Consider the following 11,946-nt stretch of genomic DNA (forward strand, 5'->3'; position numbering starts at 1 on the left):
GCCGAACTGCCGCATCGACAACCCCGTGAAGGTCGGCACCCAGACCCTGTCCTCAGCGTTGATCGCTTGATCCACACCAAGATCATCGATCAAGATCCACAACCGTTACGGGACAGGCTCTAGTGGGAGGCGGCGGTGTGCACGGTCAATTTTGGCAGCGCCAGCGGATGCTGTGTGCTCGGTAATCGAATCTATTCGAGGGGTGTTTTGAAAATTGACATTTGACAGCGATTAGCGTGAAAGTTACTCTTCGTTCAGTTTTTGGGTTCTGTGCATCGCCCCCCCTGGATGGGAGAAACTGCATGCTTGTGTGGAGAGCTATTTCAGGTATGGCTGTTGTGGCGCTCGCCGCGATCGCGACGCCGATCATGCCGGCCGAGGCCAGCCCGCGTCTCGCGCTCGGCCCAGATGGAGTCAAGCTCGGCATCGTATCCCTCAACGGTTCCGGGTGCCCTCCCGGCACCGTTCATGTAAGTCTCCGGGACAGCAAGGATGTCTTCTCGATAATTTACTCTTCCTACGTCGCTTGGGCGGGCGGTTCGTCGCGCCCCATCGATGCGCGCAAGAATTGTCAGGTCCGATTGAAGGTGAACCTCTCGGAGGGCTTCACCTACGCGGTTTCGCAGGTGAAACACAACGTCTACGCCGACCTGCAAGATGGTGTGAGCGCTCGACAGAAGGCTGCTCACTACTTCACCGGCGCCGACCAGGCGCGCAGGGTCGCGTACGAGATAAAGGGCCCGTTCGCGAACGACTTCTTTTACACCGACACCACGCCGGCGGACGACCTGGCCTGGCGGCCATGCGGTGAAGACCTCGACCTGCACATAGATACAGAGGTGCGGCTCGACAAGGGCGCCTCGCATTCGTCCGAAATCAGCTTTGTCAGCATGGACTCACTCAGTGATGGGCCCGTGACGACCTACCACTTCGCTTGGAAGAAGTGTCCATAATCCAAGTCGGCGGTGCGGGGAGGGTGATGCGGCGCCTCCCCGCCGCCGGTCCGTGTTCGAACCCCGTCCCGTCACCCGGGGTGAGGACCAGTCTCCCGTTCTCTGGCTGGTCACCACGGACGGTCTACGAACGGAACGCAGCCTAACAGCGGGGAAACATAGTCAGAAACATCTTCTGACTGGTGGGGGATGGGCCGGATCGTTCGTCAAACCGAAGGGAAGCGGGTTTTGCAAGGGCCGGCGGGCGTCCGGTCTGTGCCACTTGTGGGCGCGGCGAGCCATTGAGTCGGATGGTGATCCAAGGTACGTTCAAGCAGCAATAACTCTGTTATGGACCGATCCGATGCGTGGGGGGAGTGGCCACGGTGAGTTTCCTGGCACCCCGAAGGGTAGTCGTCGTCGGAGCGGGTCTGGCAGGCACGGCCACCGCCATCCGCCTCTTGCAGTTCGCGCGTGAACCGTTGCAGGTCGTGCTGGTGGAGCGGCGGCCTGAATTCCGGAACGCCGGTGTGGCCTACCACCGGACGGGCAATCACTGGCAGCACGTCTTCAACATCCAGGCGGGACGCATGTCGATGTTCCGGGAGGACGTCGACGACTTCGTCGCGTGGGCCAATGAGGAGGCCGATCGCAGCGGGTGGCCTCCGGAATGGAGCGGGTTCACCTTTACCGAGTCCGGGCCCGCGCCTCGCCGGATCTACGGCGACTACCTCGCCGCCCGTCTCGCCGACGCCGTCCGCGAGGCGTCGGACGGCGTGACGCTGATCGAGGCCGACGGCGAGGTGGTCGACCTGGAGGTCGGCGACGGGCCGGTGGGTGTTGTCGTCGAGAACTGCTCGTTGCCCGGCGGGGTGGCAGGACGGACGACGCTGCAAGCCGATCACGTCGTCCTCGCGACGGGCCTGGAGGAGCGGGACCTTCCATTCGCGGCCGCTGTGCGAGACCACCCTGCCTTCTTGCGGCACCCCTATTCAGAGGCGGGAATCGAGAAGATCCTCGGTGTTCGGCGGGACGCGGTCGTCGCCATCATCGGCACGCTGCTGAGCGCCTACGACTCGGCTTCCCTTCTGTTGCGGCGGGGCCACACCGGGAAGATTCACATGGTCTCGCGTTCGGGGTTGACGCTTCGCACCTATCCTTCGGACCACCGGCATCATGTGCTCAACCTTCCGGCTCCACGCCTGGGCGCGGACACCTACGAGGGGCGTGACGAACTCGTCCGGCGTTTCAGGGACGAATGGGAGCGGGCGTGCGCCATCGTCACCCGGGAGCATCCCGACGTGGCCCCCGCTGTCATGACCGAACGGGTCACCAAGTCGTGGGAGCCCTTTCTGCCCGCGGTGCTGGAGCGGATTCCCTCGTCCGACCTGCGGGCGCTTCTTGACGCCTACGGAAGCCTGATGGCCACGTTGCGGGTGAGCGCTGTCGCTTACACGACCGGGATCGTTGACGCGGCGATCGCGGACGGTAGCCAGCTCGCCGTCACCGCGGGGAAGGTCGACGGGATCGTCGGCACCGAGAACGGCACGCTGAAACTGACGGTGTCGCGGCCCGATGGTCCCCAGACGATCGAAGCGGATCTCGTGATTTCGAATTTCGGGCGGGAACCGGACTACGAACGGGTCGGCTCGGCGCTCTGGACGAACCTGCTGCGGAACGGGATCGCCGCCCAACATCGGCGGACCGGACGCGGCGTCGAGGTGGACGGAAGCGGCTTCCTCCTCGGGCCGAACGGTGTCCGCTCCGGTCAGATCTCCGTGGTCGGCACTCCGCGGGAGGGCGACGAGATCATCCGGTACGGACGGGTGGGCGCGTTCGCGTTCAACCTCGCCGCGATCAAGAACCATTCGGTGGGCGTCGCCGCGACGGTGCTGCACCATCTCGAATCCTGCTATGACGAGAAGGCCGACGTCGCGGTGCCGACCGAGGCCGAGGCGTTCGACCGAGCGGTCATGCTCGACGTGCACCGGATGGCCGCTCGGAGCCGGCACCGTCGGGAGGCCCTGGCGGCATCGTTCGAAGAGAGTCTCGGGGCCGTCCGCAAGGCCCTCACGACTCCGATGAGCGACCGTGCGCTGCGGTTCGCCGTGAACAGGGCGGCGATGACGAAGCTGAACGACCTGTCCGTGACGCCACGGGAACTGCGTCACCTGCTCGGGCTCGATGTGCCCTCGGGGTCGGATTAGCGGGAAAGCCGCCTGGGCATTCGAGAAGGTGCGCGGCGGCCCCGGCGGCTGCCAGCATCCAAGCATGCTCTGCTCGGATGAGGCGCGTCGAGCCGTGGGCGCTCCCTGGGCGGGCCGACCCGGAGTCGGTGGAGAGGACACTCGTGAGCCCTCGCGAAGTACCAGGGGTTTTGCTCGTCGGTTCGCATCATCGTCACGTTCATGGGCCGTGTAATCGCAGTGCGGAGCCGGTTGAGGGCGCCATCCTGGTCGTCGACAGGCTCGGCCCGGAACTCTATGACGCCATTGTCGTCAGCGCGGGGGTGATCTGCGCGAGAGGCGGGCGGACCGGTCATATGCAGTCGCTCTGCCGCTCGCGTGGAATTCCCGTGCTGCGGATCGATCTGGCGGAGCTGGACGCGCTCACCGGCGAGGCCACCATCGTGCTCGATCGCGAGTCGGTCGTTCTCGGTAAGGCCGAACTCGCGGCGCCGTCGGCGGAGGTCGCGGCTGCCACCTTCGAGGACATCGAATCGATCTGCGTGGTCATCGCGGATGCCACCGACATCCGCTCGACGAACGCCCTCGTCCCGCGGGTCGAGCGGGCCGACTCCTACTTCATCCGCGAGGAGTTCGTGTGCTTCGCGGCGGGGCTGAGCCCGATCGACGCGCTTCGGGCGGGGAGGCGCGAGGCCGAGCGCTACGGTGCCGCCATCGCCGCGGAACTGTGCTCGATGGTGGACGAACTCCTCCCCGGCCAGCGCGTGATCATGAGGCTGCTCGACCTTCGCTCGGACGACGCCGCCCAGATCACGACCGACATGCACGTGGTCGACGAACCGAATCCGGAGCTCGGCCTGCATGGCGCCAGATGGCTGCTCAACGAGCCTCACTACGCCGACGCCTTTCGGGCGCTTCGCGCTCATGCGCTGGAACGCCTCGGCGCCGACGCCGACCGTTTGAGCTTCGCGGTTCCGTTCATCAACGACCGGGACGAGTTCGTGCGGCTGAGGAAGAACCTAGGCCTGGGGGACGAGACGCCGCTCGGCGTCTTCGTCGAAACACCGGCCGCCGTGCACTCGGCGGTCGATTTCTGCGCGTCGGGGGCGGGCGAGTTGTTCGTCGGCACCAAGGATCTGATCCAGTTCTATCTCGCCGCCGACCGGGGCAACCACCTGGTCTCCTCCATTTACCAGACCAGGCACCCGGCCGTCCTGGCCGCGCTGCGGCAGGCCGTCGAGGCCGGACGCGACGCCGGTGTTCCGGTGCACGTGTTCGCGCTGGGCGCCGATCTGGACCACTACGTCCAGCATCTTCCGACGCGAACGCTGATGATGTGCACCGCCGAACTCCAGCAGCTCGCCAGGAGGTCGGCGGCCTAGGTTCCCCATGCTGCCGGTTGCCGGGAAGATAGGGAGAAGATATCTTGGAATGAGCGTTCCAAGATAGCTGCGAGGGGCCATGCCGGACGTCAAGCACTTCGATCCCGACCGGGTGTTGGACGAGGTGGTGGAGCTGTTCTGGCGGCGCGGCGCGTCCTCGACCGGGGTCGGCGAGGTCGTGGCCGTGACGGGGCTCAGCCGCTCCAGCCTGTACGCCACGTTCGGCGGCAAAGGCGAGCTGTATCTGGCGGCACTGCGCCGGTATGTCGACCAGCGGTCCCGTCCCGTGCTGGACGCCCTCGCCTCCGGCGATCGGGGGCTGCCGGTCATCGCCGAATTCTTCGACCGGCTGATCCGGGCCCGCTGTGAGGGGCCGCAGGCCCGCTGGGGCTGCATGGTGTCCAACGCCCATGCCGACCCGGTCGTGGACGCCGATGTGCGGCAAGTCTTGGACGACCATCACGAGCGATTGCGCTCGTCCATGCGCGCCGCCCTCGAAAGCGCCCGATCGCGCGGGCAACTGCGGCCCGGCCTGGAAGTCGAGGCCACCGCGGAAATGCTGGCACTGCTGGCCTATGGAGTGAACCTGCGGTCGCGGGCCGGGGCCCCGGCGGCCGACCTGCGTGCGACCGTCGCCGCGCTACTGGAGACCTTGTCCGCGTCCGGAACCCCTGCGAAGGAGAAGTGAAGATGGCCGAGTTCACCGTCTATGACGAGACCACCGCCCCCGAGGCGTCCCGCCCCTATCTGGAGGCGGCCAAGAAGCGGATGGGATTCGTCACCACCCTCAACGGCGTGATGGGCGAGTCGCCCGAGCTGCTGGCGGGTTACAACGCGCTGGCGGAGCTGTTCGGAAAGTCCTCGCTCCCGGCGCACGCCAAGCAGGTGGTGCTGCTCACCATCAGCGTGGAGAACGGCTGCGAGTACTGCGTCGCCGCCCATTCCACGATGGCCTTGCGCTCGAAGATGCCGTCCGAGACGGTGGAGGCACTGCGCGCGGGCAAGCAGCTGGACGACCCCGAGTTGGAGGCCGCGCGCCGTTTCACCCGACTCGTGGTCGCCGACCGCGGCTCGGTGGACGACGCCGAGGTGCGGGCATTCCTGGACGCCGGTTACACCCGCCGCCACGTCATGGACGTCATCCTCGGCGTGGGAATGAAGACGCTTTCCAACTACACCAACCACATCGCCCACACTCCGCTGGACGACGCCTGGCAGGACCAGGCCTGGACCCGTTCCTGACCCCATCACCGCCCCCCGAGTCGTGGCCACCTAGAAAAGTTGGCCGGTCGGTGCGGTGGCCGCGTCCGGGCGTGGCGACGGAGTGTTCCCCAAGTAGCGCAGGACGGCGGCGACGCGGCGGTCCGCGCGGTCGGTGGGGGCCAGGTCGAGTTTCGCGAAGATGTTGCGGATGTGCTTGTGGACGGCGCCCTCGGTGACGGAGAGGGTCTCGGCGATCGCGGTGTTGCCGAGCCCTTCCGCCATGAGGGAGAGGACGTCGAGTTCCCGAGGGCTCAAACGTTCCAAGGCCGCGTCGCGGCGCAGGAGTTGTGCGACGACATCGGGGTCGATGGCCGTTCCGCCGTCGGCCACGCGGTGCAACGCGTCCAGGAAATGGTCGACGCGGCCGACCCTTTCCTTGAGGAGGTAGCCAAGCCTGGCGGTGCCGCCGGAAAGGAGTTCGGTGGCGAATGCCTGCTCGACATGGGCGGAAAGGACGAGGACGGCGAGTTCCGGACGGCGGCGGCGCGCCTCGACGGCCGCGACGATGCCCTCGTCGGTGTGCGTCGGCGGCATCCGGACGTCGACGATCGCGACATCGGGGGCATGGGCGTCGACGGCGGTCAGGAACTCGGCGGGGTGGTCGGCCGTCGCGACCACGTCCAGGGACTCCGCGCGCAGCAGGAGGGCGAGCCCCTCGCGCAGGAGCGGGTCGTCCTCGGCGATCACGATCCGCATGGCAGCTCCGCTTCGAGGGTGGTCGGCCCGCCGGGCGGGCTGGTCACGGTGAGAAGGCCGTCCAGGGCCTGGACGCGGTGGCGGATGCCCGCGAGGCCGGAGCCGCGGGTCTCGTCGGCGCCGCCCGCGCCGTCGTCGCCGATCCACAGCAGTAACCGGTCGCGGTGGCGGCGGACGGTGACGGCGGCCCGCCGCGCGCCGCTGTGCCGGGAGATGTTCGTGAGCGCCTCGGCGACGACGAAATAGGTGGTGGCCTCGACGGACGCGGCGCACCGCCCGGGGACGTCGACGCTCAGCCGGCAGGGGACGGCGCAGGTCGCGACGAGCCCGGCGAGCGCTCCGGCGAGGCCCCGGTCGTCCAGGACGGGCGGGAGGATGCCGCGCACGACCTCGCGGAGTTCGGCGAGGGCCTGTTCGGAGGCGTTCTGCGCGCGGTCGAGGAGCGCCGCCGCGCCGGACGGATCGCGGGCCAGCGCGCGGCGCGTCGCGCCGAGCATGACGGTCACGGCGACGAGCCGGTTCTGCGTGCCGTCGTGCAGCGAGCGTTCGATGCGCCGCAGTTCGGTCGCGTGGGCGTCCAGCGCCGCGGCGCGGGTGGCGGACAGCCGCGCCACGCGCAGGGACAGGTCGGTGAGCGGGACGGGGGCGAGGAGCCGCCGTCCCGACCAGGCCTGCGCGCGGGCCAGGGCGGGGGCGAGGGCCATGAACGCGACGGCCCAGCCGATGCCCGTGAGGGGTGCGACGAGCGCGTCGGCGAAGCCGTGCACGTCCCAGAACTCGGGCGAGCGCTCGGACGCGTCGCCCGGGACGGCCCACCAGTACAGCGGGTAGGCGAGGTCGCGCACGACGTAGTAGGGGACCGGTGCGCCGGCGAGCCCGACGGCCATCCCGAACGTGGAGTGGGTGATCAGCCAGGCCAGCTCCCGCCGGACGGACGGGTCGGCCGCGGCGGCGCGGACCCCGGCGGGCGCCGGGCTCGGGTCGATCATCTCCGGGCCGCAGCGGGAGAGCCGCGCGCGCTCGCGGTCGGCGACGAAGCGGAGCCCGCGCAGCGCGACGTACTTGAGGAACTTTCCGATCCCGAGCGCGGACGCGAGCGCGGCGACGGCCACCACGACCAGGACGATCATCGCCAGGATGGCCGTGCCGAGCCCGCCGACGAGCTGGTCGAGCGCGTCCAGCGCGCGGCGGGCACGGGAGAGGAACCGCTCCCTGACCTCCCCTCTCGCCCTGGTCCGCTCAAAATGCTCAGCCGGCATTCGCAACCCCCCCGAGTCGGAGGCGACATGAGGCCGCCGTACCTTTCGCAGAATAACTTCCGCGAAGAACGGAGGGCTGTACGGCGGATGACGTCCGCGCCGAGGCCGTTCCGGGTGACAACGGCGGCCGCGCTCCTTTGCTGATGACCAGCGCAATCGCGGCCTTGCGGCGCACTGATGATCACCGGGAACCGGGTCCGGATCGCGCGGACGTAGGCTCCGCTTTGGCACTGATCGTCCGCTATCCCGATAGCCGGCGCCGTAGCCGACCGCTGCCGGTCACGGCTCGGGGGTTTCGCCATACTGATCTTGGGTATGTTGCAGCGGCCGACCATTCCCATTCCCTTCCTTCTTTGGAAGGGAATGGTCACACAGCGCAGCCGAAATGGCTCCGCGGGGTCGCGCGCGTGCGCATTTCAGGCGATTTCATGCGGGCTGGGCTCCCCCGCGTGCCGCCGGAGCCTTTCGCGGGCGGTGTGCGACGTGGACTCACCCGGTCAACGGTCCGAAGCGTTTCAGAGTGTTCCCCATCGTTTCGTATGTGCTGTGAAGTGGTCTTAGGGGCGTTCGGCGGCCAGGTTGGCGGCGAAGCCGAGGAAGGCGATGCCCGTGAACTGTTCGAGGCGGCGCCGGACCGAGGGGCGCCTCAGCCGCTCGCCCAGCGCGGCCGCCACGCCGGAGACCAGCCAGTACCAGACCACGAGTTCGGCGAGGTCGATGGCCGTGAACAGCAGCGTCGTGCTGAACATCGGGGCGCCGTCCGGCATGAACTGCGGGAGGAGGCTCATGTAGAAGACCCCGGCCTTCGGGTTGAGGAGGTTCGTTCCGAGACCGGCGCGGAAGGCGGCCCAGCGGCCACGCGGCTCGGTGGCCTCGGGTTCCAGCGCCTCGGCGGGCGCCGGTCGGCGCGCGTGCCAGAGCGCGGACACGCCCAGGTAGACGAGGTAGAGGGCACCGCAGATCCGCAGCGTCTCGTAGGCGGTGTGGGAGGCGGTGAGCAGGGCCGTCAGCCCGATCGCGGCCGCGATGCCCCAGGCCAGGCAGCCGGTCATGACGCCGAGGGAGGCGGCGATGCCGCCCGCCCTGCCGTCGGAGATGGAGGTCCGCACGACGAGCAGGGTGTCCAGGCCCGGGGTCACGTTGATCAGGAGCGCGACTCCGGCGAAGACGAGGGCGGCGGTCAGCATGATCGGATCGTAGTCGGACAAGTGGCGCAAAGCCGCCGATTTTCCTCTGGGGTCAGGAACGCTTGACGTCAAGGTGGCCTGACCATGAGACTTGAGGACATGATCACTGCTGACGCGTTGGAGAAGGAAGTCACGCTGCCGGGGGCGGCGGCCCGCCACGACGTCCTCTGGATGCGGGACGCGGTCGGGGAGTCGCCGCTCAGCCGGGACGAGGCGCTGGAGCTGCTGGCGCTCGGCGAGGTGATCGCCCGCAAGGCGGTCTACGGGCGGCAGCTCGCCGTGCGGAGCGCGCGGGCGGCCGGGGCGTCCTGGTCGCGGATCGGCGCCGCGCTCGGGATCAGCAAGCAGGCCGCGTGGGAGGCGCACGGCCGGTGGATCGACGACCAGGCCGAGCAGAACCGGGAGTCCGGCTACGAGGGGCTCGACGAAGACCAGACGGCCGCCGCCCGCGCCCTGGCGGGGGACGTCGAGGAAGAGTGACCCTGTGCGAACGGCCCCGGCCGCGCGACGATGGGGGCGGGCGGCTCGATCGGGCGGGGCAGGCGTGCATGATCACCGCGAGGGCGGCAATGGACGGGGCATGGGCGGAACGCTTCGGGTTGAGCGATCTCGTCGGCGAGGGCGCCAAGGTGATGGCAGGGATCGCGGGCGGAGCGTCTACATGCCCCTGAGCTGCCACGAATCAGTGGTAAGGGTGGCAGAAGTTTCCGGCGTGTGGTAATGGGAAATCAGCCTCCTAGAGGAACGGAGGCGGTTCGCATGGAGGTCGTCCTCGAAATGACCTTGCCCAGGGACGCCGAGAGCGCGCCCCTGGTACGGCACACGCTCGACGCCTCCCTCCGCGGTCTCGGGGTGACGTCAGAGATCAGGGCGGACATCTCCCTGGCGCTGGGTGAGGCGTGCGCGAACGCCATCCAGCACGCGGCGGCGGGTGAGTACGAGGTCCGCGCCCGGATGGACGGGGCGCGGTGCGTGGTGGAGGTCATCGACGGAGGCGGCGCCGGTCCGGCGTCGTGTGAGACGCGGCACGCGCCGCGCGATAGGCGGCAGGCGGTGTGGGACGAGCGGCAAGCGTCCCCGAATGCCGAGAGCGGGCGCGGGCTACAGCTGATTCGGGCTTTTATGGAAGAAGTGCGCATTATGGATCGCGTCTCACGGAATGGCGCGATCGTGCATTTCGAGAAAACGCTGGCGAGCTGAGCTGCCCGGCCGCCCGCGCCCGCGCGTTGGCTGCCAGGCGCGCCGACGATGCCGAGACGGGTATCGCACGCATGGAAACGGCCCGGGGATATCCCCGGGCCGTTTCGTCGCGAGGGCGTCAGCCGGCGACGGGGAGGTCGCGCTTCACCGGGGTCGGCGCGGGAGCCTCCTGGGCCGGACGCGGGCGCGGGTGCTGGTGCGGCGCCGCCGCCTGACCGCAGGTGGCGGAGGCGATCCGGATGGTCGAGTTCTTCCCGACGACCTTGGACAGCGGCACGTTCAACTCCATCCCCGTGACGGCGAGGCGGCCGTCCCGCGTGCGCCACTGCTTGTTGAGGATGAGCGAGGTGCGGCCGACACCCGTCACGTCCACCGGGATCGTGGTGTTGGGGGGCGGTGAGACGTCCAGGCGGCGCCCGGCGATGAGGGCGTCGGCGAGGTGGGTGGTGCCGCGTCCGCCGTCGCAGGTCACGGTGACCGCGCCCGCCGTCAGGTTCGCCGGCGGGACGTTCAGCCGCGCGACCGTGGACCTGGCGTGCCCGGCGCGGGCCGCCACGTCCAGCGCGTACGCCTGGACGATCTTGGTGTGCTCCTCGCGCACCAGGCTCTTCCTGGCCGTGCCCGCGCGGGACGAGACGGCGGGCACCGGCGCGATCGGGATTGCGCCGATCGCGGTCAGCCCGTACGCGGAACCCTCGCCGCCGGCCCTGCCGGGGTGCTCGGCGGGCGAGGCCAGGGCCGGGTTCGTGGTGGCGACGAGCCCGGCGGCCAGCAGCCCGGCCGTGGTCAGACGTCGCAGGACGTGACGCATGTGTGTGTCTCCGATCAGATCTGGAAGGGCCGAGCGGCGGGGCGCCGTCAGCCGTTGATGAGCACGAGCGTCCCGAGGGGGACGCTGGAGAGGCGTCGCAGAGCGTCCGCCGGTACCCGGACGCAGCCGTGCGTGACGGCCTTGCCGAACACGCCGCTGTCGGGCCAGCCGTGCAGGGCGACGGTGCCGGGCCCGCCGCCGAAGGTGTCCAATGTGGTCGAGTGCGTGCCGAGCGGCAGGACGAGCGGGCTGGGCGTCTGCTTCGCGGGCGCGAGGGTGGCCATGACGAACGTCCGGCCCGGCGGGGTCGGGGTGCCGGTGTCGCCGACCGCGACCTTCCAGCGGCCGACCGGCCGCTTGGACTTGAGCAGGGTCAGCCCGCGCTGCGCGAGGTCGATCTGGATGGTGTAGGGCGTGCGCGCGGTCTGGAGCCCCGCGCTCGTGGCGGAGATCCAGCCGCTCGACCGGTTGGGACGGCTGGGCAGCAGCACGCGCCGCCAGGTTCCGGAGGTCTCGACGACGGGCACCCAGGTCGGGCCGCCGAGTTGCTCGGCCGGGAGCGTGGCGACGGTGCGCCCGCCCGGCCGGTCGAGGACGGGCACCGCCGTGGCCGGGTGCACGACCTGGCCGTCGGTGGCGGACTGCGCGCCCTCGTCCAGCGGGACGCCGCGCAGCGTGGCGAACGTGGTGGAGGCGGGCGCGTCCCCGTTGCCGGGGTCGTCGGCGGACGGGCTGACCTGGTCGCCTAAACCCTTCCCCGAGGAGGGACCGCCCGAGGACGCCTCCCCCGGGGACGAGCCTCCGCACCCGCCGAGCAGCAGCACGGCGGCGGCCGCCGGGACGAGCACGCCCGCCGTCCGGACGCGTCCGGCCCGGCTATTCATGGTCACCATGGGCCGGGATATTAGTGGCGCCGAGCGGTCCGCGCGGGGAATGGCGAAAAAAGGGGTTCGGCCATTGACGGATTGGCGCGAAAAGATATTAATGGTCTGATTTGCCCGGGCAATTAAAGGATCGGGTGGATAAAAGC

At 69.3% G+C, this 11,946-nt stretch carries 12 protein-coding genes; 7 read left to right on the plus strand and 5 right to left on the minus strand.

Annotated features, from left to right (window positions below):
• Positions 1-329 precede the first annotated feature (329 nt).
• The 5 genes from K2F47_RS10135 to K2F47_RS10155 all read left to right on the plus strand — a co-directional run bounded on the left by K2F47_RS10135 (position 330) and on the right by K2F47_RS10155 (position 5,742).
• A complete protein-coding gene (locus K2F47_RS10135; protein WP_242902624.1) occupies positions 330-953 on the plus strand; it encodes a DUF4360 domain-containing protein in 624 nt (207 codons plus the stop codon).
• A 365-nt stretch (positions 954-1,318) separates the two neighbouring features.
• On the plus strand, positions 1,319-3,139 hold the full coding sequence (locus K2F47_RS10140; protein ID WP_242902625.1) for an FAD/NAD(P)-binding protein: 1,821 nt from the start codon (positions 1,319-1,321) through the stop codon (positions 3,137-3,139).
• Positions 3,140-3,216: 77 nt separating this feature from the next.
• Positions 3,217-4,500 (plus strand): putative PEP-binding protein, encoded by a 1,284-nt coding sequence (locus K2F47_RS10145; RefSeq protein WP_242902626.1) that lies wholly within the window; start codon positions 3,217-3,219, stop codon positions 4,498-4,500.
• Between the two features lie 79 nt (positions 4,501-4,579).
• On the plus strand, positions 4,580-5,188 hold the full coding sequence (locus K2F47_RS10150) for a TetR/AcrR family transcriptional regulator (protein ID WP_242902627.1): 609 nt from the start codon (positions 4,580-4,582) through the stop codon (positions 5,186-5,188).
• Positions 5,189-5,190: 2 nt separating this feature from the next.
• Positions 5,191-5,742, plus strand: a complete 552-nt coding sequence (locus K2F47_RS10155; protein ID WP_242902628.1) for a carboxymuconolactone decarboxylase family protein — start codon at positions 5,191-5,193, stop codon at positions 5,740-5,742.
• Between the two features lie 30 nt (positions 5,743-5,772).
• On the opposite strand, the gene K2F47_RS10160 is transcribed toward K2F47_RS10155, so the two are convergent.
• The 3 genes from K2F47_RS10160 to K2F47_RS10170 form a co-directional block, all read right to left on the minus strand.
• The gene (locus K2F47_RS10160; RefSeq protein ID WP_242902629.1) at positions 5,773-6,459 is read right to left on the minus strand and encodes a response regulator; all 687 of its coding nucleotides are present in this window, start codon (positions 6,457-6,459) and stop codon (positions 5,773-5,775) included.
• Positions 6,447-7,718, minus strand: coding sequence for a sensor histidine kinase (locus tag K2F47_RS10165; protein WP_242902630.1), 1,272 nt, complete (start codon positions 7,716-7,718; stop codon positions 6,447-6,449). The genes K2F47_RS10160 and K2F47_RS10165 overlap by 13 nt, the downstream gene beginning before the upstream one ends.
• Before the next feature lie 557 nt (positions 7,719-8,275).
• Positions 8,276-8,905 (minus strand): LysE family translocator, encoded by a 630-nt coding sequence (locus tag K2F47_RS10170; protein WP_242902631.1) that lies wholly within the window; start codon positions 8,903-8,905, stop codon positions 8,276-8,278.
• 99 nt (positions 8,906-9,004) lie between these two features.
• Between K2F47_RS10170 and K2F47_RS10175 the strand changes: the two genes are divergently transcribed.
• Both K2F47_RS10175 and K2F47_RS10180 read left to right on the plus strand, forming a co-directional pair.
• Positions 9,005-9,385 (plus strand): hypothetical protein, encoded by a 381-nt coding sequence (locus K2F47_RS10175; protein ID WP_242902632.1) that lies wholly within the window; start codon positions 9,005-9,007, stop codon positions 9,383-9,385.
• Between the two features lie 279 nt (positions 9,386-9,664).
• Entirely contained in the window at positions 9,665-10,105 is a 441-nt protein-coding gene (locus tag K2F47_RS10180) for an ATP-binding protein (RefSeq protein ID WP_242902633.1), read from the plus strand.
• 118 nt (positions 10,106-10,223) lie between these two features.
• On the opposite strand, the gene K2F47_RS10185 is transcribed toward K2F47_RS10180, so the two are convergent.
• A complete protein-coding gene (locus K2F47_RS10185) occupies positions 10,224-10,916 on the minus strand; it encodes a choice-of-anchor P family protein (protein WP_242902634.1) in 693 nt (230 codons plus the stop codon).
• A gap of 47 nt (positions 10,917-10,963) precedes the next feature.
• A complete protein-coding gene (gene ldt-CoaP, locus K2F47_RS10190) occupies positions 10,964-11,809 on the minus strand; it encodes a L,D-transpeptidase (RefSeq protein ID WP_242902635.1) in 846 nt (281 codons plus the stop codon).
• Between the last annotated feature and the right edge of the window lie 137 nt (positions 11,810-11,946).

This window comes from Actinomadura terrae (genome assembly GCF_022751215.1).
Classification (GTDB): domain Bacteria; phylum Actinomycetota; class Actinomycetes; order Streptosporangiales; family Streptosporangiaceae; genus Spirillospora; species Spirillospora terrae.